This is a genomic window from Isoptericola nanjingensis, assembly GCF_050311635.1.
In the GTDB taxonomy this organism is placed as follows: domain Bacteria; phylum Actinomycetota; class Actinomycetes; order Actinomycetales; family Cellulomonadaceae; genus Isoptericola; species Isoptericola nanjingensis.
Window position 1 is genome coordinate 177,576 of record NZ_JBNOZL010000008.1, and the last position, 22,307, is coordinate 199,882.

A 22,307-nucleotide genomic window follows, 5' to 3' on the forward strand; every position below is an offset into this window, starting at 1 on the left:
GGCGGCGGTGCCTGCGGGGGGCGGGGCGCCCGCGTCGGGCGCCCCGCGTGAGGTGCTGCCGGTCAGGCCACGGGGATCCAGACCCGCATGGCCTGGGGGCCGCGGTTGGCCCACAGGTGGTACGGGACCGCCCGCAGCGTCACCGCGCCGGTCACGGGCGGGGCGGGCGTCTCCGCCGGCCGGTACGGGCCGTCGCCCGCGGGCGACGCGGGCCGGGACCGCACGGACCCGGTCGCCGTCACCACGACCGTCCCGCCGAGCAGGTCGGGACGGTCCTCCTCGCCCAGGGGCCCGGCGACGTCGATCAGGACGTCGTCCACGACGGCGCCCGCGTCCTGGTCCTCCTGCTCCAGCGCGTACACGAGCGGGCCGCGCTCGATCGCGACGCAGCCACGGGAGTCGTCGACGCGCGGGTCCGCGGCCGTGAGGCGGGGCGCCACGGGCAGCTCCAGCACGACGACGTCCCCGGCCGCGAGCGCCCGGTCCACGGTGGCGTAGCCACCGGCCGCGACGGGGGCGCCGTCGAGCGTGGCGCCCTCGGCCCAGCCCGGCACCCGCAGCGCGAGCCCGGCTCCCGTGTGCGCCTCCTCGACGTGCAGCGTCACGCGGCCGGCGTACGGGTACCCCGTCTCGACACGCACGCGCAGCACGCCGCCGGGCAGGTCGGCGGCGATCGTGCCGGGTGCGTACTGGTGCACCTGGAGCGCGTCGTCGGCGACCGTCGCGAGGTACCCCTCGAGGCTCGACAGCGTCCGCATGATGTTGGGCGGGCAGCAGGCGCAGCCGAACCACGGCCGTCGTCCGGCGGCGGGGTTCCGCTCCTCCTCCGCGTGGGCGCCCGTGCGCACCTGCAGCGGGTTGACGTAGAAGTACTCGGTGCCGCCCAGGGAGAGCCCGGAGAGGAAGCCGTTGAGCAGCATCCGCTCGATCTGGTCGGCGTAGCGTGCGTCGCCCGTGGCGAGCAGCAGGCGCCAGGCCCACTGCACGGCGCCGATGGCCGCGCACGTCTCCGCGTACGCCCGGTCGTTCGGCAGCTCGTGCGCGTCGCCGAACGCCTCGCCGTCCCAGCGGGAGCCGAGCCCGCCCGTGAGGTACTGCTTGCCGTCGACCATCGCCGCGTACTGCGCCTCGAGCGCCGAGAGGAGCTCGCGGTCGCCCGTCTCGACCGCGACGTCGGTGGCGCCCGCGCCGAGGTAGACGGCGCGCACGGCGTGCCCCTCGACCGTCGTCGCCTCGCGGACGCGCACCCGGTCCGAGAAGTAGGTGGGCTGCTTGCCGTGGGCCGCGATGATCCCCGTGCCGCGGGCCTCGACGAACCACGACGCCAGGTCCAGGTACGCCCGCGTCCCCGTCTCCCGGAAGAGCTCCACGAGCGCGGTCTCGATCACCGGGTGCCCGTCGACCTCGCGCCGCCGTCCCTCGCCGTCGCCGAACGTCTCGACGAGGTGGTCGGCCAGGCGGACGGCGACGTCGAGCAGCTCGCGCCGGCCGGTCGCCCGCACCTGCGCCACCGCGGCCTGCATGAGGTGGCCCGCGCAGTAGTGCTCGTGGCTCCACGGCAGGTCGGAGTAGCGCTCGACGCCGCGCAGCTGCGGCACCGAGTCGAGGTACCCGTCCGGCGCCTGGGCGCCGGCGACGGCCCGGGTGACCTCGAGGATGTCGGCGAGCAGCGCCTCGTCGGGCTCGCGCCCGTACTCCCAGGCCGCGGCCTCGAGCCACTTGTGCACGTCGGAGTCCGCGAAGATCGGCCCCTGCGCCTCGCCCTCGGCCAGCCCGGCGGCGATCTCGAGGTTGCGCAGGTTCCCGTACTCGCGCAGGTGCCCGAGGCCCTCGGGCACCGAGGCGTCGCGGTTGACGCGGAGCCGGTGGCCCCACAGCCCGCCATGGAGGGTCGCGCTGCCCGGCGGCAGCGGCCGCAGGCTGCTGATCGCCGAATCTGTGGGCTCGGCCGGGCCGCGAGCGGTCCGGAGCGTCGTCGTCGTCATGCACCTCTCCCTCGAGGAAGGAAACTAGGAATCCGTTTTCCTCACGGTAGGGAGCGTTGCGCGAGTCGTCAAGCACCTGCCCGACAGGCGGAATCGCGTACCATCGGCAGCGCCGCCCGCCATCCTGCGGAACGGCAGGAATCCTCGAGGAGGCCTCATGGCGGAGACTCCGGGCGTCGTGCGGATCACGGACGTCGCCGCGCTGGCGGGAGTGTCCCCCAGCACGGTGTCGAAGGCGCTCAACGACACCGGCTCCCTGCGACCCGCGACCCGGGCCCGCGTGCGCGAGGCGGCGGAACGGCTGGGCTTCGTCCCCGACGCGCAGGCACGGTCGCTGTCGGCGCGGCGCAGCTTCACCGTCGGCCTGCTGAGCACGGACTCGGCCGGCCGGTTCTCGCTGCCGGTGGTGCTCGGCGCCGAGAACGCGCTCGTCGGGGGTCAGATCTCGGCGCTGCTGGCCACGGCCCGGCACGACGCCGTCCGTGAGCAGCACCACGTCCGCAGCCTCGTCGCGCGGCGCGTGGACGGGATCATCGTCACGGGCCGCACCACCGACCCCCGGCCGCCCATCCGGGTGCCGATGCCGGTCGTCTACGCCTTCGCACCGTCGCAGGACCCGGACGACGCGTCCGTCGTGCCCGACGACGCGGCCGGCATGACCGCCGTCGCGGAGCACCTGCTCTCCCTCGGCCGCACCCGGGTCGCCTACGTCGGCGGTCGCGGCGACCAGGCGGCCTCCGTGCAGCGGCACGCCGCCCTGGCCGCCGCCCTCGCGGCGCACGGCGCCAGGATCGTCGGCGAGCCGCAGTTCGGCGAGTGGTCCGAGCGCTGGGGCCGTCTCGCGGTCGACGTCGTGCTCGGCGACCACCGGGCCGGCGACCCGTTGCCGGTCGACGCCATCGTGTTCGCCTCCGACCAGCTCGCCAGGGGCGGCTGCGACCGCCTGCGCGACCGCGGCGTGCGGGTGCCCGAGGACGTGGCCGTGACCGGCTACGACGACTGGGAGGTCATGGCCCTCGCCAGCAGGCCGCCGCTGACCACCGTGGACCCGCAGCTCGACCGGCTGGGGCAGCGGGCCGCCGAGCTCCTGCTCGCCGCGATCGACGGTCGCCCCGCGCACGGCACGGAGCTCTCACCCCCACGCCTCGTCGTGCGGGGCTCGACGGCCGGGGACTCCTGAGCCCGGGGCGGCGTCAGCTCGCGGGCGTCTCGCCCTCGGCCGGCCGGACCATGGAGATCGACGGGTCGAGGGCGGTCGCCACGGCCGCGAGCGCCCCGAGGACGAGCCCGACCCGCGTGTGCGGCAGCCGCCGCCCCTGGGCGCGCCACCGCTCGCCGCGCCGGTAGGCCCACTTCTCCCCCGCCACGGCGACCGTCACCGCGAGGGCGACCGCGGCCGCCGCGGCCGCTCCCGCGACGGCCGGGTCCGGCAGCGGGTCGGCGTCCGCGAGCTCCGCGTCGCCCAGGAGGACGTTGTCCTCGAGATCGGCGTCGGCCACCCCGGCATCGTCGAGGCCCGCGTCGCCGAGGTCGCCGTCGTCGCCCTCGGGCGGCGCCTCCACGCGCCGGGCGAGGTCGCGCAGGTCGCGGACCTCGTCGCGCGCCTCGCGCACGCCGTCGACGGCGGAGCGGCCCTCGGCGGTGAGGGCCATCCCCAGGCCGAGCCCGCCGGCCAGCACGCCCGCCTTGGCGAGGGCGCGCGCCCAGCGGGGGTCGACGACGTCGGGCACGGCGTACCAGGCGAGCGTCGTGAGTCCGGTGATCGCGACGCTCCGGGCGTCGACTCGCCTGCGCGCGGCGGGCGTCTCCATGGGTCCACCTCCGGGTCGGGGGCTCGTGCGACGGCGACGCCGAGGTCCTCGGGCCACCCGTGGGTCAACGGGCGACACCGGGGCAGAGTTCCGCGACTCCGGGCCGGCGCGACGCCGACCTGCATGGATGACCGTTTCTTGACCTGCACGCTCGGATCCTTGACCGACATCATCACCAGGTGATGATTCTGCGTGAGCGGGGCCACGCGGCGCCCCGGCAGAGTCGGGGTTTCGCCGTTTACCACAAGGTGGTTTGATGCGCACGTGGAACTGCTCAGAACCTTTGCTCCCGGCGCGTTCGCGTACGGGTTGGCGTCCTGGTCGTGGCTGGGGGTCCACGGCAAGACGCCCCGCTTCACGACCGTCTTCGGCGACGTCTTCCTCGAGTCCCTGGAGGGCTGGTGGTTCCTCGACACGATCGAGGGGACGCTCGAGCTCCGCTGGGCCACCGCCGTCGAGATGTACACCGAGCTCGACTCGGCGGACGGGCGCGCGGACCTCCTGCTGGAGGACCTGTGCCGGGAGGTGCTCGACGCCGGCATCCACCCGCGACCCGACGAGGTGCTCGCCTTCTCCCCGCACCCGGCGATCGGCGGCCGGCTCCATGCCGACCACGTGGCACCGCTGAGGTTCGAGCTGGCGCTGCGGCTCACCGGGGAGATGCACCACCAGCTGCGCACCACGCTGGACCCGTCGCCGTCCCCCCTGCTGCTCGGGCACGCCGACCCCCGGATGTCCGCGACCGCCCTCGCCTGGGACACGGCAGGGCACGACCGGCGACCGTGACCCACCTGTGACCTGCACGGTCCGCCCAGCAGATGCACGACCGGCCGTCGTGTCGTCTCCTGGAAAGGCACGGATGAGGCGGACCGTGGGAGGTAGGCATGAGACGGGTGCTCGTCGTCGGACTCGTCGTGGGGGTCATGGACGGGGCGTTGCTGGGCGCGTCGGCGGCGCTCGGTTGGACGTGGGTGGCGTGGGCCGCCCTCCTGGCCGGGCTCGGGGGTGCGGCCGTGGTGGCGATGTCCGTCCCGCCGGCCCGCGTCGCACGACCGGCCACCGTCACGCTCGGCCTGCCGTTGCGTGACGAGCGGGCGGCCGAGGAGGCGGCCGTCGTGCCCGCCCCGGTGCCGGGCACGACGGCGGGCACGGTCGAGACCCCGCCCGCCGTCGTCGAGGACTACCCGCAGCCGGTGCGCGCGGCCCAGCCGACCCCCGCCGCCGCCTGACGGGACGCCGAGAAGGCGGGTCCGCGAGACACAGAGAAGCCCGGACGGGACCGCAGCAGGTGCGGCCCGGCCCGGGCTTCTCACCGTGTCAGGCGCGCTTCTGCTTCTTCAGCGCCTTCTCGCTGATCGGCGCGGTGCCGTCGGCGCGCTGCCGGGCGTAGTACGCCCGGGCCTCGTCCTGCCGCTCCGCCTCGATACCCGACGCGATGACCGCCCGCAGGTGGTCGGGCCCGTAGCCCCACGCGTCGACCAGGTCGACGGCGTGCGGACGCAGGCGGTCGAGCAGGCGGTCCACGTACGACGTCACGGTGCGCGCGCGCTGCGCGGAGAGCCGCCCGTTGATGAGGTACCAGGCGAGGTTGCGCTCGATGAGGGTGAGCCCGAAGACGTCGCGCACCCACGTCATGACGCGGCGGGTGCCCGGGTCGTCGATCTGCTCGAGCGCGTCGGTGAACGCCGACCAGCGCAGCAGGTCCGCGTGCGCCCTGGCTGCCTCGACGAGCTGCACCTGGTTCTCGTCGAAGATCCGCGCAGCCGTCACGGGGTCCGCCTTCTGCGCGGGACGCAGGGCCATCGCGACCTCCTCGACCATGGTCGCGACGCGGTCGGCCAGCAGTTCGCGCTGCGTCTCGGCGTCGCGCAGGTGCCCGGCGGCGCGGCGCGGGTCGCCCGCGTCGGCGAGGGCCTGGCCGGCCCGGCGCAGGCCGGTGCGGTGCAGCGCGGCGTCCGCGGCACGGTCGACGACGAACCGGGCGATGCCGGCCGGCGTCGACGTCGCGCCCTTGAGGGCCTTGGCGTAGTCGCCCACGAGACGCTTGGCGACGAGCTGCAGCAGCACCGTGTTGTCGCCCTCGAACGTGGCGTACACGTCCATGTCGTGGTGCAGGCTCGTGATGCGGTTCTCGGTGATGAAGCCGGCGCCGCCGCAGGCCACGCGGGCCTCCTGCAGCGTCTCGAGCACGAACGTGGTCGACGTCGCCTTGAGCGCCGCCGCCATCGTCTCGAGGTCCTCGCGGTTCTCCGGGGTGTCCTTCTCCCCGGAGAAGACGTCGTCGAACAGGTCGAGGAGGCGGTCGTGCGCGAAGTGCGTCGCGTACGTCTCGGCGATGCGCGGGAACAGGCGGCGGCGGTGGGTCGCGTAGTCCAGCAGCACCGTCTCCTCGATCGGCGACGACGAGGTGAACTGGCGGCGCTCGGCGCCGTACTTCACGGCGATGGCGAGGCCCAGCTTGGACGCCGTCGACGCGGCACCGTCCAGCGACACCCGGCCCTGCACCAGCGAGCCGAGCATGGTGAAGAAGCGGCGGCCCGGGCTGTCGATCGACGACGAGTACGTGCCGTCGGCGGCGACCGCGCCGTAGCGGGCGAGCAGGTCGGCGCGCGGGATGCGCACGTGGTCGAAGGCGAGCCGCCCGTTGTCGACGCCGCGCAGGCCGCCCTTGAGCCCGTCGTCGTGCCCGCTGATCCCGGGCAGGAACTCCATGGTCTCCGGGTCGCGCACCGGCACGTAGAAGCAGTGCACGCCGTGGTTGACGCCGTTCGTGATCAGCTGCGCGAAGACGGTGGCCGCCGTGGCGTGCACCGCCGCGTTGCCGAGGAACTCCTTCCACGCCGCGCGGAACGGCGTGTGGATCTCGAACTCCTCCGTCTCCGGGTCGTAGGTGGCCGTGGTGGCCACCGACGCGACGTCCGAGCCGTGCCCGATCTCCGTCATCGCGAACGCGCCGGGCACGGACAGGTCCATCGCCCCCGGCAGCAGGCGGTCCTGCTGCTCGGGCGTGCCCAGGTGCAGGATGGCCGAGCCGAACAGGCCCCACTGGACGCCCGCCTTGATCTGCAGCGACGGGTCGGCGACGGCGAGCTCCTCGAAGCCCGCCAGGTTCGCGCCCGGGGAGTCCGCCCCGCCGAGGCGCGTCGGGTACCCGAGCCACACCTGGTGCTTCGGGTCGGTCGCGAGCAGCTTCATCTGCTCGAGCACCCGCTCACGGTGCTCCGCCATCGAGAGCGACTCGTCCTTCCAGAAGGTCGGGTCGGTCGAGCGCGCGCGGGCGTGGCGGCGCCACTCCGGCCACCGGCCGAGCAGCTGCTCGGACAGGCCGGCGACGTCGACGCGCGGGGTCGCCTTGGGGGCGGGCGCGGCCTGCGTCGTCGCGGGACGGTCGGACGTCGTGGTCATCGGTTCTCCTGCGGTTGTGCGGGGTTGGAGGTCTCGAAGGGGTGGGAGGACCCGGCGAGGTCGAAGGGCGCGGACTCCTCGTGGTGGAGGACGCCGACGGGACCGGTCCACAGCCAGAGCGTCACCTTCTCGGTGAGGTCCTCCCGGGTGAGCCGGTCGGGACCGCCCTCGTCCGCGGCGTGGCCGAGCCACCACTCGCCGGCGCCGCGCACGAAGCCGACGGCCCCCGCGGCCCAGGCGGCGGCGAGCGCCGGGGGCACCTGGACGGCCTTGGCGAACGGTTCGGCCACCAGCTCGATCACCGAGTCGAGGTAGGCGCCGAGCGCCTCGACCTGTCCCGTCCCGGCGGTGCCGGGCGCGGGCTCGTTGCCGCCGATGGCGGTGCGGGTGACGAACCAGTAGACGTTGGGCGAGTGCTCGATCATCTCGAGGTACACCCGGACCATCGCGCGCAGGGCCGCGTGCGGGGTGGGCGCGGCCTCGGCGGCCTCGCGGAGGGCGTCGTGCATCGTCGCGACGACGTGCGCGGCCACGGCGAGGCGCAGGCCCGCCTTGTCCTCGAAGTACCGGTAGACGATCGACTTGGACGTGCCCGCCTCGCCCGCGATCTCGTCCATCGAGACCCCTGGCCCGGCGCGGTGCACGGCCTTGCGCGCGGCGTTCACGAGCTGCGCCCGGCGCGCGGCACGATGGTCGTCCCACCGTGTCGAACGACCGTCGAGGGCCGAACGAGCATCCGGAGCCGAACGGGCGTCGAGCTGTTCCGCGGCCGTCATCGGCCGCACCTTGTGACTCGTCTCACGAGACTGAGAGTATCAGGTACTGTGAGTCCTACCTGACCGACGGAGTGAAGGATCTACCCCTGTGGCTACACGCAAGCCGTCCGGCACCTCCCGGAACACCCGCGAAGCGAACCCGTCCGCCCCCGCCGGAGTGCGCGACGCCGTGATCGTGGGCGGCAACCGCATCCCGTTCTCACGCGCCGGCAAGAAGTACGCCGACGCCTCCAATCAGGAGATGTTCACCGCGGCGCTCGAAGGGCTCGTCGCCCGGTACGGCCTGCAGGGGGAGCGCCTCGGCGAGGTCGTGGGCGGGGCCGTCCTCAAGCACTCGCGCGACTTCAACCTGGTCCGCGAGTCGGTGCTCGGCTCCTCGCTGTCGCCCCAGACCCCCGCCTTCGACCTGCAGCAGGCGTGCGCGACCGGCCTCGAGGCCGCGATCACCGTCGCGAACAAGATCCGGCTCGGCCAGATCGAGTCCGGCGTCGCCGGCGGCTCCGACACCATCTCGGACGCCCCCGTCGCCGTGAGCGAGGGCCTGCGCCGCGCGCTGCTCGACGCGTCGCACGCCAAGACGCTCCAGGCGCGCCTCAAGGCCTTCGCGAAGATCCGCCCGGCCGACCTGAAGCCCCTCACGCCCGCCACCGACGAGCCGCGCACCGGCCTGTCGATGGGCGAGCACCAGGCCGTCACCACCGCGCGCTGGGGCATCTCCCGTGCCGCGCAGGACGAGGTCGCGCTCGCCAGCCACGAGCACCTCGCCGCCGCGTGGGACGCCGGGTTCTTCGACGACCTGGTCACGCCGTTCCGCGGCCTGACCCGTGACGACAACCTGCGCGCGGACACCTCGCTGGAGAAGCTCGCGAAGCTCAAGCCGGTGTTCGGCCGCGGCCTCGCCGAGCCCGCCGAGCCCACGATGACGGCCGGCAACTCCACGCCGCTGACCGACGGCGCCTCCACCGTGCTGCTGTCGTCGGCCGCGTGGGCCGCCGAGCGCGACCTGCCGGTGCTCGCGCGGCTCGTCGACGCCGAGACCGCCGCCGTCGACTTCGTGCACGGCCACGACGGACTCCTCATGGCGCCCGTGCACGCGGTGCCGCGTCTGCTGGCCCGCAACGGCCTGACCCTCGACGACTTCGACTTCTTCGAGATCCACGAGGCGTTCGCGTCGACCGTCCTCACGACGCTCGCCGCCTGGGAGGACGCCGACTACTGCAAGGCGGAGCTCGGCCTCGAGGCGCCGCTCGGCAGCGTGGACCGGGAGAAGCTCAACGTCAACGGCTCCTCGCTCGCCGCCGGCCACCCGTTCGCCGCGACGGGCGGCCGCATCCTCGCCACGGCCGCCAAGCTCGTCGCGGCCAAGGCCGCCGAGACCGGCCGGCCGGCGCGTGCCCTGATCTCCATCTGCGCCGCGGGCGGCCTCGGGGCCACCGCCGTCGTCGAGTCCGTCTGAGAGGAACCCGTGACCGACTCCTACACCAAGGCCGTCAACTCCGGCTTCACCAAGACGCTCGCGAAGAAGCTGGGCCTGCCCCGCCCCGCGATCCTGCGCCGCTTCCGCGCGGGTGACCCGCTCACCGTCGGGCCGGTGCTCGTCGTCTCCGACGACGCCTCCACCGGCGACGCGGACAGGATCGCCCAGGTGCTGCTCGGCTGGGGCCTCGACGTGCGCCGCCAGCCCAGCGACGACGCCCGCTGGGGCGCCGTCCTGCTCGTGCTCACCGAGACCCGGCGCCCGACGGACGTCTCCGCGGCCGTGCTGGCCACGGGCTCGGTCCTGCGCCGGCTCGCCACCAACGGGCGCGTCGTCACCGTCTCGCGCGCCGCCGCCGACGGCGACGCCCCGGCGCTCGCCGCGGCGCGCAACGGCGTCGACGGCTTCCTGCGCTCGCTCGCCAAGGAGCTGCGCGCCGGCGCCACCGGCAACGGGATCGTGCTCACCGGGGGCGCCGCCGTCGACTCGACGTCCGTCCTCGCCACGTTGCGGTTCTTCCTGTCCGCTCGGTCCGCGTACGTGGACGGCCAGCTGCTGCCGGTCGGCCCGGCCGACGCCGCGGCCCCCGCCGACTGGGACCGGCCGCTGGCCGGGAAGGTCGCCGTCGTCACCGGTGCGGCCCGGGGCATCGGCGCCGCCATCGCGAAGACCCTCGCCCGCGACGGCGCCACCGTCGTGTGCGTGGACGTCCCCGCCGCCGGCGAGGGCCTGGCGCGCACCGCCAACGCGGTGGGCGGCACGGCGCTCCAGCTCGACGTCACGTCCGACGACGCCGGACGACGCATCCTCGAGCACGCGCGCACCCGCCACGGCGGCCTCGACGTCGTGGTGCACAACGCGGGAATCCTGCGCGACAAGCTGCTGGCCAACATGAAGCCCGCCCAGTGGGACGCCGTCATCGCCGTCAACCTCGAGGCCCAGCTGCGGATCAACGACCAGCTGCTCGGCCTCGACGGGGGCGAGGGCGTGGACGGGCTCCGCATCGTGTCGCTCGCGTCGACCTCCGGCATCGCGGGCAACAAGGGCCAGACGAACTACGGCTACTCCAAGGCCGGCGTCATCGGGCACACCCGTGCCACGGCCCCGCTGGTCGCCGCGCGCGGCGGCACCGCGAACGCCGTCGCGCCCGGTTTCATCGAGACCGAGATGACGGCGTCGATCCCCTTCGCCACCCGCGAGGTGGCCCGGCGCCTCAACTCGCTGCAGCAGGGCGGCCGGCCGGTCGACGTCGCCGAGGCGATCGTCTTCCTCGCGTCGCCGGCGTCCGCCGGGGTCAACGGGCAGGTGCTGCGCGTGTGCGGCCAGAACCTGGTGGGGCGGTGACGGCGGCCGCGCCGGCCACCAGCGCCGGCGAGCCGCTGCGCGTCGAGACCCTGCCCACCCTGCCGGGCCTCGGCAGTCTCTACGCGCGCGGCGCCGCCGCCTCGGGGCGCATCGCGGCGGGGCGCGCGATGCCGGGCCTGCCCGTGATCGGCCAGGGCCGGTCGGAGGGAGACGGCGAGCCCGCACCCCTGACGCTGCCCGACGTCGCGTACCGCGTCACCCGCGTGCCGACGGCGGAGCTCGCCCACCACCTGCACGACTACCAGCGGCTGCTGCACGAGCCGGTCACCGACGTGCTGCCCGCGGGGTACCTGCACGTGCTGGCGTTCCCGCTGGCGACCGCGGTCATGGTGCGCGGCGACTTCCCGCTGCCGCTGCTCGGGATGGTGCACCTCGCGAACGACGTCGAGCTGCGCGGGCCCGTCGTCGTGGGCGACGTGCTCGAGGTGCGCGCCTGGGCCGAGAACCTGCGCCCGCACAAGCGGGGCGTGCAGGTGGACCTCGTCGCCGAGGTGCGCCCGCAGGCCGACCCGGACGCCGGCCCCGTGTGGCGGGGCGTGTCGACCTACCTCGCCAAGGGCTTCCACCTGCCCTGGTCCGACGAGGCGGACGCCCCGCGGGACGAGCCGGCGGACGCCGACGCCGAGGACCGCGCCCCCGCAGGTACGTGGACCCCGCCGCTGCCCACCGGCCGGTGGGCGCTCGGGCCGGGCACCGGCCGCGCGTACGGCGCCGTCTCGGGCGACCGGAACCCGATCCACCTGTCGGCGCTGTCCGCGAAGGCGTTCGGCTTCCCGCGCGCCATCGCGCACGGCATGTACACGGCGGCGCGCGCCCTGGCCGACGTCGGCCACGCGCGCGGCGATGCCTATCGCTGGACGGTCGAGTTCGCCTCCCCCGTCCTGCTGCCCGGCACTGTGGACGTGGCCGTGACCCCGGACGACGACGGCTTCGCGTACGTCGGCTGGAACGGCGGCCGACGCCGCCAGCACTTCCGGGGCACGGTCACCCCGCTCTGACCGGGCGCCGTGGCTGCCGCACAGGCGGTCGACACCTCGGGCCCGACGAGGCCCGAGGTGTTGACCGCCTGTCCGGCGTCCCGGGCGGACAAGCCGTGCGGCCACCGCGGCGCGTTGACTCCGCCGTCCTGCGCGTCCGCCGTCGCTGATCGGGGACTACCTCGGCAGCATCCGTACTACCTCGCGGGGTCCGGTACTACCTCGGCGCGCGGGGCTGGTGCAGGATCGGGTCATGGTGACCCTCGGCTGCATCCTCGCGCCCTACGGCAACCCGCCCTCGCGGTTCGTCCCGTTCGCCCGCACCGCCGAGGCCGCGGGCCTCGACGAGGTGTGGCTGTGGGAGGACTGCTTCCTCGAGTCCGGCCCGTCCGCGGCCGCGGCGATGCTGAGCGCCACCGAACGCCTGCGCGTCGGGATCGGTGTCATGCCGCTGCCGCTGCGCAACGTGGCCCTCACGGCGATGGAGACGGCGACGATCGACGGCATGTTCCCCGGCCGGTTCGTGCCGGGCGTCGGGCACGGCGTGCAGAGCTGGATGGGCCAGGTCGGCGCCCGGGTGGCGTCGCCGCTGACGCTCATGCGCGAGCAGGTCGGCGCCCTGCGCGCGCTGCTCGCCGGCGAGCGGGTCACGACGTCCGGCCGCTACGTGACGCTCGACGACGTCGCGCTCGACTGGCCGCCCGCCGTCGCGCCCCTCGTGGTCGCGGCGGCGAAGGGGCCCAAGACGCTGCGGCTGGTGGGCGAGGTCGCCCAGGGCGTGGTCATCGACGGCGACACGGGCGTCTCCGGAGCCCGTCAGGCGGTCGTGCTCGTGGACGAGGGGCGCGCGGCCGCCGGCCTGCCGCCGGTCGCCGAGTCCGCGCCCGAGGGCGAGCACCCGTTCCGGACGGTCGCGTTCGCCCAGGTCGCCACCGGGGACGGCGCGGCCGACCGCCTGCGCCGGTCCCTCGCGCGGTGGGACGTCGACGCGTCGTCGGACGAGGCGCTCGCCGACCACGCCAGCTGGGGGTCCGCGGAGGAGGTCGCCGACGGGCTGCGCCGCTACGTCGCGCTCGGCGCCACGACCGTCGTCGCGCAGCCGACCCTGGACGAGCCGGACCTCGACGGCTTCGCGGCGTTCCTCGGCGAGGAGGTCGCGCCCCTGCTGCGGTAGGCGTCAGCCGGCGGTGCGCGGGATCGTCCGCGTCCACCGCCGCTCGAAGACGACCTCGTCGCCGTCGCGCGCCACCACCTCGTTCTGGGTGTGGAAGGCGTGCTCGTCGCAGGTGATCTCCGACCGGGTGACGACGCTCGCGTCCCAGCCGTCGGTCATCCCCGCGGGCAGCGGGTCGCCGGCGCCGCGGCGCAGCCGCACGGTCCAGTCCGAGCGCGTCCGCGCGCTCGTGGCCTCCCTGCCGATCCAGTACCGCTCGAGCGCGTCCTCGGTGAACTCGAGCCCGTCGGGGTAGGTGCGGGTGCCGCCGTAGCGCGGGTCGACCTCGAGCAGCCACCGGCCCTCGGCGACGTCGCGCACCACACGGCGCTCCGGGCGGGCCTCGTCCGCCTCGCCGAAGACGACGCCGAGCGGCGGCGTCTGCTCCGGCTCCTCGAAGACGACGAGCGGGTGCGACGACGCGCGGTCGTGCACGGGCAGCTCGAGCGCGCCGTCGCCGACCGCGACGGCGAGCACGGCGTCACCCGGCTGCGGCCAGACCCACGGCCAGTAGGCGGAGGACACCGCCAGACGGAGCCGGTGGCCGGGCGCCAGCGCGTAGCCGGTCCCGGTGAGCTCGAACGTCACCTCCTCGGTGGCGCCCGGCGTCCACGGCACGGCCCGGTCGCGGCCGTGCCGGGCGGAGAGGTTGAGCACGCCGCGCGTGACCAGCGTCGACGCGCCGTCGGGCCCGACGTCGCACAGCCGCGCCACGACCTGCCCCTTCGCCGCCGAGCACGTGAGCCGCAGCCGCACGCGCGCCCGGCCGAGGATCTCCAGCGGGGCGGTCAGCGGGTCGGAGTCGAAACAGAGGGACCGCCCGTCCTCCTCCCGCTGGTCGGGCGGCAGGTCGGCGTCGTTGCCGAACGGGAAGAACCGGCCCGCGTCCACGCCCGTGTGCGGCGGCGAGTCCACCAGCCACGACGTCGGGACGGGGTGCCCGTCGGCGAGCGCCCCGACCGTCGGCGCCGTCGTCCGCAGGCCGCCCTCGGGAGGGTCGTCGGCGCCCGCGGCCACGAGCGGCAGCTCGCGGGCGAACACGTGCGGCGACGGCCACGTCGGCTCGCCCACCCACCGGCCGGGCAGCTCGTCGTAGACGGTGGCGGGCGGCACGGACTCGCTGATCCACGCGCGCAGCGGCGGGTCGTCGAGGACGCCGCGGTCGGCGCCCTTGAGCCAGTGGTCCCACCAGCGCAGCGTCTCCTGCAGGAAGCCGATGGCCGGCCCGGGCGGCAGGCCGCGGTCGGGGTACTGGTGCGACCACGGGCCGAGGATGCCGCGCACCGGGGCGCGCAGCGCGCCGTCGTCCCCCGCCGCGGCGAGCCGCAGCACCGTGTCGCGGTACGGGTCGTTCCAGCCGCCGACGGCGAGGACCGCGGCCGAGATCGTCGAGTAGTCCTCGATGACGCTGCCGTGCCGCCAGTAGTCGTCGCGGGTCTGGTGGTCCAGCCAGGTGTGGACGAACGGCTCCGTGCGCTCGAGCCGCTCGAGCCACTGCGCGCGCCAGCCCTCCCCCACGTACGCCGGGTCCGGCGGGCGCGAGCAGAACGCGAGCATCGTGGCAGCCCACGCGTGCATGTCGACGGCCAGCACGGAGCCGCCCGTGTAGTGCACGTCGTTGTCGTAGCGGTCGTCGGTGGAGCACACCGTGACGATCGCCTTGAGCGGCTCGGGGGCGAGTGCCGCGATCTGGAGCGAGTTGAAGCCGCCCCACGAGATGCCGAACATGCCGACCGAGCCGTCGCACCAGTCCTGCGCCGCCAGCCACTCCACGACGGCCACCCCGTCCGCGAGCTCCGTGGGCGAGTACTCGTCGTCCTGGAAACCGTCGGAGTTGCCGCTGCCACGGATGTCGACCCGCACCGACGCGTAGCCGTGCCCGGCGTAGTACGGGTGGCGCTGGGCGTCGCGGGGGGCGGTCCAGTCGGACAGCCGGTAGGGCAGGTACTCCAGGATCGCCGGGACGGGCGTGGGGTCGACGGGCCGCCAGACGCGGGCCGCGAGGCGCGTGCCGTCCGCCAGGGGGATCCAGTGGTCCTCGACGCGGGTCTCGTGAGGCAGGTCGGTGACGTATCGCATGGTGTCCTCCGGGAGGTCGCGGTCGGGCTCAGTGGACGGGGTGCATGGTGCGCTTCATCCACGGCGACAGGGCGAGGACGACGACGGCGACGATCACGGGCACCGCGCCGTTGACGGCGAAGTAGACCCCGTCGGGGACCTCGCCGTAGAAGCGGACCGTCTGCGCCTGGATGCCGTTGGCCAGCGCGACGGACAGGAACCACACCGCCATCGACTGGCTGGAGAACGCGAGCGGTGCGAGCTTCGTGGTGGCGGACAGGCCGGTGGTCTGCAGCAGCACGTCGCCCAGGCCGAGCAGGAGCAGCGAGACGAGCATCCACCAGACGGCGATCCGCCAGTCGCCGGACTGCCCGCTCACGGCGGGGACGAGGACCAGGTAGGACAGGCCGCCGAGCAGGGCGCCGAACGCGACCTTCTTCGAGGCGTGCGGCTGCCGCGGCCCGAGCCAGGTCCACAGCGCGGCGACGAGCGGGGCGACCAGCACCTCCGCCGCGCCGAGGTAGGAGCTGAACCACGACGAGGGCACGTCCCAGCCGAAGATCGTGCGGTCCACGTGGTCCTCGGCCAGCAGGATGAGCACCGAGTACGCCTGGAAGAGCACGAAGTTGAACGCGACCGACGCGATCCACAGCACGAGGAACGGACGCAGCCGCCCACGCTCCTCGCCCGTCACGCGGGGGCTGCGGAACATCACGGTGAAGTAGACGATCGGCGCGACCATCGCGATCACGGTGAGGGCGTCGACGACGCCGTCCACGCTGAGCCGTCCGACGAGGGCGAGGACGACGAGGACGACGACCACGGCGGCCGCCGAGCCGCCGAGGATCCAGCGCGTGCGGCGCGCGACGTCGGGCGGCAGCGCCGCCTCGGCCCCGCGGCCGTAGCCGGGGATGCCGCGTCGGCCCACGACGTACTGGATCAGCCCGGCCGTCATGCCGATCGCGGCGGCGGAGAAGCCCCAGTGCCAGCCGACCTCCGCGCCCAGCCACCCGGTGACCAGCGGGCCGAAGAACGCCCCCACGTTGATGCCCATGTAGTAGAGCGCGAACCCGGCGTCGCGCCGCTCGTCGTCGGTCCGGTAGAGCTTGCCCACGAGCGTCGACACGTTGGGCTTGAGCAGCCCGGTGCCGAGGCTGATGAGCACCAGGCCGACCCACGTGGAGAACTCCGCCGGGATCGCCATCGTGTAGTGGCCCGCGGCGATGAGGATGCCGCCCCACAGCACGCTCCGGTAGGAGCCGAGGACCCGGTCCGCGATCCAGCCGCCGCCCACGGACACCAGATAGACCATCGTGCCGTAGCCGGCCGCGATCGACGCCGCGTTGCCGGCCTCCATCGCGAGCCCGTCGTCCGCGACCGAGGCGGTGAAGTACAGGACGAGGATGGCCTGCATCCCGAGGAACGAGAACCGCTCCCAGACCTCGAGGCTGAACAGCGTGGCCAGGCCGCGCGGGTGGCCGAAGAACGACCTGTCGTGCGGCTCGCGCTCGGGTGTCGGTTCGACGGCGGCGGCGTCCTCGGTGGTCACAGGCTCTCCAGGGTTCGGGGACAGGTCTGGCCGCGAGCCGGCCACGTCACGCCTGGCCCGGGCCGGCCGTCGACCCTACCTGTCGTGCTCCCGCCAGGGTCTCACCGCCCGGCCGGTGGGACCCGTCGAACCGTCAGGCCGCCGCGAGCCGGCGCCGCAACCCGTCGCGGACGTCCGGCCACTCGTCGTCGACGATCGAGAAGTACGCGGTGTCCCCCACCGTGCCGTCGGCGGCGACGCGGTGCTTGCGCAGCACGCCCTCGGGCTTCGCGCCGAGGCGCTGGATGGCCGCGCACGAGCGCGTGTTGCGCGAGTCGGCGCGCAGCGCGACGCGGCGCATCCCCCACTCCTCGAAGGCGTGCCGCAGCAGCAGGAGCTTGCACGCGGGGTTGGTCGTGCCGCCCCACCAGTCGCGCCCGTAGAACGTGGTGCCGATCTCCACGCGGCGCGGCCCGGGGGCCAGCTCGTAGAAGCGCGTGGACCCGCGGACCGCGCCGTCGTCGCCCACGACGGCGAACGCCATCGTGCCGGGCGTGGCGACCCCGGCGTCGATCCACGCCTCGAGGTCCGCGACGGTCGTCGGGACGGGCGAGGTCATGCCGAACCAGAGGTCGGCGTCGACGAGGGGGAGCAGCGCCGCGGCGTGCTGCGGGCCGAGGGGCTCCAGGCGCACGCCGTGGCCGGCGAGGACGAGGTCGTGGGTCACGCACCCATCCTCGCCGACCCTGCACCTGGGCACGTTCTCGCGCCGCATGCCGAGCACATCTGCATGCTCGGCGCAGGATGGGGGTCATGGACGACGCCCTGCACGAGATGACCGCCGCCCGGCTGCGTGACCTGCTGCGCGCGGGCGAGCTCACGCCGACCGAGGTGGCCGACCACTTCCTGGCCCGGATCGAGCGCGCCAACCCCGCCCTGGGGGCCTTCGTCAGCGTCACCCCCGAGGCCGCGCGCGAGCGGGCGGCGCGCCTCGAGCGCGACGGCGCGAAGGCCCGGGGCGTGCTGTGGGGGCTGCCCGGCGGGGACAAGGACCTGTGGCTGCGGGCCGGCGTGCCCGCCGGGTTCGGCTCCCGCGCCTTCGCCGGCGACGACGCCGTGGTGGTTCCGGTGAGCGACGAGATCGTCGACGTCCTCGACGCCGCCGGCATGGTGAGCCTCGGCCGCACGACGGCGCCCGAGCTCGGCTTCCCCGCGTACACGGAGCCGCTGGCCGGGCCGGTGGCGCGCAACCCGTGGGACCCGGCGCTCGGGGCGGGCGGGTCGAGCGGCGGCGCCGCCGTCGCCGTCGCCGCGGGCCTGCTGCCGTGCGCGCCCGGGTCGGACGGCGGCGGCTCGGTGCGCATCCCCGCGGCGGCGTGCGGCGTCGTCGGGCTCAAGCCGAGCCGCGGCCTCGTCCCCGCGGGGTCGGGGCAGGAGTCGCTCGGCGGTCTGGTCGTGGACGGGCCTCTCGCCCGCACCACGGAGGACACCGCGCTGCTGCTCGAAGGGATGCTCACCCGGACGCCCGACGGGCGGGTGGCGCACCCGCTGACGCTGCGCGCGCCGTCGGCCCGGGCCGGGGAGTACCTGGCCGCGGCCCGCCGCGGCGAGGTGGCGGGAGAGGGCGGCGAGGACGTGCGGGGCCGCTTCCGGATCGCCGTCACGACCGACTCCGCCTGGGACGACTTCTACGCGATCTCGACGTCGGACGAGGCGCGCGCCGCGCTCGACACCGGCGTGGCGACGCTCACCGGGCTCGGGCACGAGGTGGACGGCCTGTCCCTCGAACCCGACCCGGCGTACGGCCCCGCGTTCCGCACCCTGTGGATGGCGGGCGCGTCCGTGGTGCCGATCGACGACGCCGCACGCCTCGACCGCCTCGAGCCGCTCACCCGGTGGCTCGTCGGCCGCGGCCGCCAGGTGCCCGCCCGCGAGCTCGCCGAGGCGTTGCGCGCCCTCACCGCCTTCGAGCGCCGGCTGGTCGCGCAGGTGTCGCGGTTCGACGCCGTCGTCACCCCCGCCCTCGCGATGACGCCCCGCCCGCTCGGCTGGTTCGACCCCGAGGACCCCGAGCGCAACTTCGAGCAGCAGTGCCAGTACACGCCGTGGACGTCGATGCTCAACGTGGCCGGCCTGCCCGCGATCACCGTGCCCACGCGGTGGACCGACGACGGGCTGCCGATGGGCGTGCAGCTGATCGGGCGGCCGGGCGGGGAGACGACGCTCCTCGCCCTCGCCGCACAGCTCGAGGACCGGCTGCTCTGGGCGGACCGGCACCCGCCGGCCTGGTGATCAGGCGGGAACCCGCTCCGCCGTCGCGCCGTCGAGGGGCGGGTAGCTCTCGCCGCCCACCCGCTCCGCCGCCGCGATGTACCCGGCCAGGGCCGAGCGCGAGCGGGCGAGCCTCGCCATCTGGTCCTCCAGGCGCCGCAGGCGGGAGCGCATCGCGGTCAGGAGCTCGACACAGCCGGGCAGCTGCGGCTCCTCGCCGACCGCGCACGGCAGCACGGAGGCGATGTCCTCGGACGACAGGCCCGCGTCGAGCAGGTGCCGGATCTGCCGCACCCGCAGCACGGCCCCCTCGTCGAACTCGCGGTAGCCGTTCGAGCGCCGGGCGACGTCCAGCAGGCCCTGGGCCTCGTAGTAGCGCAGCTGGTGCGTCCGCACGCCCGTGCGGCGGCTCAGCTCCCCGATCCGCATCCCGCTCCCCCTTCGCCGGCGCGTTCCTCAGGGCCGGGCACCCCACCACCGTGTGGAACCGCACCCCCGCCAAGGCCGACGCGCTGGTGGCGGACGGCGCGCACCTGGCGCCCTCGGCGGCCGCGGCGCTCCGCCCCGACGGCCTGACGGTCGTCTGCCTCACCGACGACGACGCCGTGCGCGAGCTGATCGGCCAGGACGGCGTCGACGTCGCCGGCGCCACGCTGGTCAACCTCACGTCCAGCAGCTCCTCGCAGGCCAGGGAGACCGCCCGGTGGACCGCCCGACGCGGCGCGCGATACCTCGACGGCGCGATCATGGCCGTGCCCTCCGCGATCGGGACGGCGGACGCGGTCGTCCTGCACAGCGGGCCCCGGACCGACTTCGACGCGCACGCGGCCACGCTCGCGGCGCTCGGCACCGTCACCCACCTCGGCGAGGACCCCGGGCTGGCGTCCCTCTACGACGCGGCCGGCCTCACGATGATGTGGAGCGTCCTCGACGCGTGGCTGCACGGCACCGCCATGCTCCGGACGGCCGGGGTGGACGCCGCCGCCTTCGCGCCGTTCGCCCGGCAGATCGCGGAGGGCGTGGCCGCGTGGCTGCCCGGTTACGCGGAGCAGGTCGACCGCGGCCGGTTCCCGGCCGAGGCCTCGGCCCTCGAGACGGACGCGCGTGCGATGGCGCACCTCGTCGAGGAGAGCGAGGCGCTGGGCGTGAGCACCGAGCTGCCGAGACTGCTCAAGGCCGTGGCCGACCGTGGCGTCGCCGCGGGCCACGGTCACGAGCAGTACCCGGTGCTGATCGAGGAGTTCGGCCGCCCGACGCCCTGACCTGCCGGTCGCCGGCCGGAGGACCACGGCCTGAGACGTCGGCGTGCGAGCCGGCGGGCACGCGCCTACGGTCGGTCTTCGAGGTCGTTCGTCTGACGGAAGGAGCCCCGATGGGACTGGGAGACAAGGCCAAGCACCTGGCGGAAGAGGCCGAAGGCAAGGCCAAGGAGGCCACGGGCAAGCTCACCGACGACGAGAGCAAAGAGGCCGAGGGCAAGGCCCAGCAGGCCAGCGCGAACCTCAAGCAGGCGGGCGACGACGTCAAGGACGCGTTCAAGGGCTGACCCGCTGACACGACGGGGCGCCACCGCACGGTGGCGCCCCGTCGTCATGTCCGCCCGGGGCGGGACCGACGGCTCAGAGGTCGTCGGGCAGGCAGCCGAAGGCCTCGTCGGCGCCCAGCGCGGCGGTGGCGAGCAGCCCCTCGAGGCCGGAGCCCTCGGGCACGGGGCGAGGGTCGTCGACGACGACCCACAGCCCGTCCACGACGTCGTACCGCGCCTGCGGCCCCTCGGCCACGAGCGAGCGGACGGCGGCGACGAGCCGCTCGACCTCCTCGCCCGCCGTGCCGAGACCCACCGACGCACGGACGGCCCCGGCATCGAACCCGAGGCGGCCGAGCAGCGGGTGGGCGCAGAACCGGCCGTCGCGCACCCCGATGCCGTGCTCGGCGGACAGGTACGCGGCGACGAGGCCCGGGTCGTACCCGGAGACCGTGAACGTCACGACCCCCACCGGGTCGACGGCGTCGTCCCACACGTGCACGACCTCGACGCGCTCGACCTCGCCCAGCCCGTCCACGAGGCGGCGCCGCAGGGCGTCCTCGTGCTCGCCGGCGACCCACGGGTCGAGCGCGGCGAGCTCGTCGCACGCGGCCGCGAGCGCCACCGCGCCCACGACGTTGGGCGAGCCGGCCTCGTGCCTGGCGGGGCCCTCGTGCCACTCGGTGGTGGTGGTGCGGACCCGGCGCACGGCGCCGCCGCCGGCGAGGTACGGGGTGCCGGCGTCGAGCCAGTCGCGGCGTCCGACCAGGGCGCCCGCGCCGAAGGGCGCGTACGTCTTGTGGCCCGAGAAGGCGACGTAGTCGACGCCCGTCTCCGCGAGCGAGAAGCGGCGGTGCGGCACCAGCTGGGCGCCGTCGAGCACGACGCGCGCGCCCGCGCCGTGCGCCGCGGCGACGACGTCGGCCACGGGCAGCGCCTCGCCGGTCACGTTCGACGCGCCGGTGAGCGCCAGCAGGGCGTAGGGGCGGCCCGCCGCGGCGGCGGAGCTCAGCTCCTCCTCGATCTCCGCGAGGGTGGCGGACACGGACGGCCCGCCGGTGACGACGGTCGCGTCGGTGACGCGCTGCCAGGGCAGCAGGTTGGCGTGGTGCTCGATGTCGAGCACGAGGACGCGGCCCGGCTCGCCGGTGGCCGGGTCGGCGGGCACGCAGCCCGCGAGCAGGTTGAGCGAGTCCGTGGTGTTGCGGGTGACGATCGTGAGGTCGTCCTCGCGGGCGCCGACGAACGCGCCGATCGTGCGGCGCGCCGTCTCGTACAGGGCGGTCGAGACCTGGGACAGGTAGCCGGCGCCGCGGTGCACGCTGGCGTACAGCGGCAGCACGCGCGCGACCCGGTCCGCCACGGCCTGCAGGGCCGGCGCCGACGCCGCGACGTCGAGGTTGGCGTACGGCACCTGGCGGCCGTCGACGAGCGGCACGAGCGTGTCGCCGCCGACGACGGGCAGCACGGGGGCGACGTCGTGCACGGCGGCGGCGCGCGCGGCGGGCACCGCAGGCGCAGTGGTGAGCGTGGTCATGCGTGGTCCTCCTCGGTCGTGCCGGGGAGGTGGCTCCCCGCGCTTGCCCGCACGCCGGACGGCGCGGGGCCAGGTCGTCACCCGGGGCACCCCGCCGCGAGAGGAGGGTTGCCGGCCAGCGAGCCGGGGCTTCGCGCTGGCGCTCTTGACCTGCCGCCCATCGTGCGTGCGCGGCACCTCGCGGTCAAGCGGATCCGGCGTCCTTCTCACGATGCGGTCGAGGGTGGCCACCTCGGGTTCGGCGTCGCCGGCGCGCGACCCGGGGGACGCGCGGCGTTCGCGTCGCGAGACGGGGTGACCAGCACGCGGACGGCGGGCGTACGATCGCCACGACCATCCCGAGCGGCCGAGTGACGTGGCACGTCGACGCCGCAGCAAC

The 22,307-nt window shown here is 75.2% G+C and carries 19 protein-coding genes, 1 pseudogene and 1 riboswitch; of the genes and pseudogenes, 11 read left to right on the forward strand and 9 right to left on the reverse strand.

Translation table 11 applies throughout. From position 1 onward, the window contains the following. Positions 1–62 precede the first annotated feature (62 nt). The gene (locus ACQP6G_RS17090; protein WP_429766036.1) at positions 63–1,985 is read right to left on the reverse strand and encodes a glycoside hydrolase family 127 protein; all 1,923 of its coding nucleotides are present in this window, start codon (positions 1,983–1,985) and stop codon (positions 63–65) included. A 157-nt stretch (positions 1,986–2,142) separates the two neighbouring features. On the opposite strand from ACQP6G_RS17090, the gene ACQP6G_RS17095 reads away from it, so the two are divergent. After that, entirely contained in the window at positions 2,143–3,165 is a 1,023-nt protein-coding gene (locus ACQP6G_RS17095; RefSeq protein ID WP_429766038.1) for a LacI family DNA-binding transcriptional regulator, read from the forward strand. A gap of 13 nt (positions 3,166–3,178) precedes the next feature. Here the strand turns inward: ACQP6G_RS17095 and ACQP6G_RS17100 are convergent, their stop codons facing one another. Then, positions 3,179–3,796: a hypothetical protein gene (locus tag ACQP6G_RS17100; RefSeq protein WP_429766040.1), complete on the reverse strand. Its 618-nt coding sequence runs from the start codon at positions 3,794–3,796 to the stop codon at positions 3,179–3,181. A 264-nt stretch (positions 3,797–4,060) separates the two neighbouring features. Here ACQP6G_RS17100 and ACQP6G_RS17105 point away from each other — a divergent pair, with 264 nt between their 5' ends. After that, positions 4,061–4,582, forward strand: a complete 522-nt coding sequence (locus ACQP6G_RS17105) for a hypothetical protein (RefSeq protein ID WP_429766042.1) — start codon at positions 4,061–4,063, stop codon at positions 4,580–4,582. A gap of 98 nt (positions 4,583–4,680) precedes the next feature. Further along, on the forward strand, positions 4,681–5,025 hold the full coding sequence (locus ACQP6G_RS17110) for a hypothetical protein (protein WP_429766044.1): 345 nt from the start codon (positions 4,681–4,683) through the stop codon (positions 5,023–5,025). 88 nt (positions 5,026–5,113) lie between these two features. On the opposite strand, the gene ACQP6G_RS17115 is transcribed toward ACQP6G_RS17110, so the two are convergent. Both ACQP6G_RS17115 and ACQP6G_RS17120 read right to left on the reverse strand, forming a co-directional pair. After that, positions 5,114–7,201 (reverse strand): acyl-CoA dehydrogenase family protein, encoded by a 2,088-nt coding sequence (locus ACQP6G_RS17115; protein ID WP_429766045.1) that lies wholly within the window; start codon positions 7,199–7,201, stop codon positions 5,114–5,116. Next, positions 7,198–7,977 carry a TetR/AcrR family transcriptional regulator gene (locus ACQP6G_RS17120; RefSeq protein ID WP_429766047.1) on the reverse strand — a complete coding sequence of 260 codons (780 nt, stop codon included), beginning with the start codon at positions 7,975–7,977 and terminating at the stop codon, positions 7,198–7,200. The genes ACQP6G_RS17115 and ACQP6G_RS17120 overlap by 4 nt, the downstream gene beginning before the upstream one ends. Before the next feature lie 157 nt (positions 7,978–8,134). Between ACQP6G_RS17120 and ACQP6G_RS17125 the strand changes: the two genes are divergently transcribed. From ACQP6G_RS17125 to ACQP6G_RS17140, 4 genes are all read left to right on the forward strand, one after another. Continuing rightward, positions 8,135–9,433: an acetyl-CoA C-acetyltransferase gene (locus ACQP6G_RS17125; protein ID WP_429766290.1), complete on the forward strand. Its 1,299-nt coding sequence runs from the start codon at positions 8,135–8,137 to the stop codon at positions 9,431–9,433. A gap of 9 nt (positions 9,434–9,442) precedes the next feature. Then, complete coding sequence (locus tag ACQP6G_RS17130; protein WP_429766049.1) at positions 9,443–10,798, forward strand: 3-oxoacyl-ACP reductase; 1,356 nt, start codon at positions 9,443–9,445, stop codon at positions 10,796–10,798. Then, positions 10,795–11,817: a MaoC family dehydratase gene (locus ACQP6G_RS17135; RefSeq protein ID WP_429766051.1), complete on the forward strand. Its 1,023-nt coding sequence runs from the start codon at positions 10,795–10,797 to the stop codon at positions 11,815–11,817. Before ACQP6G_RS17130 ends, ACQP6G_RS17135 begins: the two co-directional genes overlap by 4 nt. A 232-nt stretch (positions 11,818–12,049) precedes the next feature. Then, the gene (locus ACQP6G_RS17140) at positions 12,050–12,970 is read left to right on the forward strand and encodes an LLM class flavin-dependent oxidoreductase (protein ID WP_429766052.1); all 921 of its coding nucleotides are present in this window, start codon (positions 12,050–12,052) and stop codon (positions 12,968–12,970) included. 3 nt (positions 12,971–12,973) lie between these two features. Here the strand turns inward: ACQP6G_RS17140 and ACQP6G_RS17145 are convergent, their stop codons facing one another. The 3 genes from ACQP6G_RS17145 to ACQP6G_RS17155 all read right to left on the reverse strand — a co-directional run bounded on the left by ACQP6G_RS17145 (position 12,974) and on the right by ACQP6G_RS17155 (position 17,322). Beyond that, the gene (locus ACQP6G_RS17145; RefSeq protein WP_429766053.1) at positions 12,974–15,088 is read right to left on the reverse strand and encodes a CocE/NonD family hydrolase; all 2,115 of its coding nucleotides are present in this window, start codon (positions 15,086–15,088) and stop codon (positions 12,974–12,976) included. Between the two features lie 28 nt (positions 15,089–15,116). Beyond that, positions 15,117–16,616 carry a peptide MFS transporter gene (locus ACQP6G_RS17150; protein ID WP_429766055.1) on the reverse strand — a complete coding sequence of 500 codons (1,500 nt, stop codon included), beginning with the start codon at positions 16,614–16,616 and terminating at the stop codon, positions 15,117–15,119. Positions 16,617–16,749: 133 nt separating this feature from the next. Beyond that, positions 16,750–17,322 (reverse strand): GNAT family N-acetyltransferase, encoded by a 573-nt coding sequence (locus ACQP6G_RS17155; RefSeq protein WP_429766056.1) that lies wholly within the window; start codon positions 17,320–17,322, stop codon positions 16,750–16,752. A gap of 86 nt (positions 17,323–17,408) precedes the next feature. Here ACQP6G_RS17155 and ACQP6G_RS17160 point away from each other — a divergent pair, with 86 nt between their 5' ends. Beyond that, entirely contained in the window at positions 17,409–18,887 is a 1,479-nt protein-coding gene (locus ACQP6G_RS17160; RefSeq protein ID WP_429766058.1) for an amidase, read from the forward strand. Here the strand turns inward: ACQP6G_RS17160 and ACQP6G_RS17165 are convergent, their stop codons facing one another. Then, entirely contained in the window at positions 18,888–19,295 is a 408-nt protein-coding gene (locus ACQP6G_RS17165) for a MerR family transcriptional regulator (protein WP_429766059.1), read from the reverse strand. It lies immediately after the preceding gene. 20 nt (positions 19,296–19,315) lie between these two features. Here ACQP6G_RS17165 and ACQP6G_RS17170 point away from each other — a divergent pair. The 3 genes and pseudogenes from ACQP6G_RS17170 to ACQP6G_RS17180 all read left to right on the forward strand — a co-directional run. Further along, positions 19,316–19,717, forward strand: a pseudogene (locus ACQP6G_RS17170) (NAD(P)-binding domain-containing protein); the annotation flags it as partial. 27 nt (positions 19,718–19,744) lie between these two features. Continuing rightward, the gene (locus tag ACQP6G_RS17175; protein ID WP_429766292.1) at positions 19,745–20,128 is read left to right on the forward strand and encodes an imine reductase family protein; all 384 of its coding nucleotides are present in this window, start codon (positions 19,745–19,747) and stop codon (positions 20,126–20,128) included. A 110-nt stretch (positions 20,129–20,238) separates the two neighbouring features. Continuing rightward, positions 20,239–20,412, forward strand: a complete 174-nt coding sequence (locus ACQP6G_RS17180; protein ID WP_429766061.1) for a CsbD family protein — start codon at positions 20,239–20,241, stop codon at positions 20,410–20,412. A gap of 73 nt (positions 20,413–20,485) precedes the next feature. On the opposite strand, the gene ACQP6G_RS17185 is transcribed toward ACQP6G_RS17180, so the two are convergent. Then, positions 20,486–21,928, reverse strand: a complete 1,443-nt coding sequence (locus tag ACQP6G_RS17185) for an aminotransferase class V-fold PLP-dependent enzyme (RefSeq protein ID WP_429766063.1) — start codon at positions 21,926–21,928, stop codon at positions 20,486–20,488. Between the two features lie 34 nt (positions 21,929–21,962). Beyond that, positions 21,963–22,079: riboswitch (SAM riboswitch) on the reverse strand. Positions 22,080–22,307: the final 228 nt, after the last annotated feature.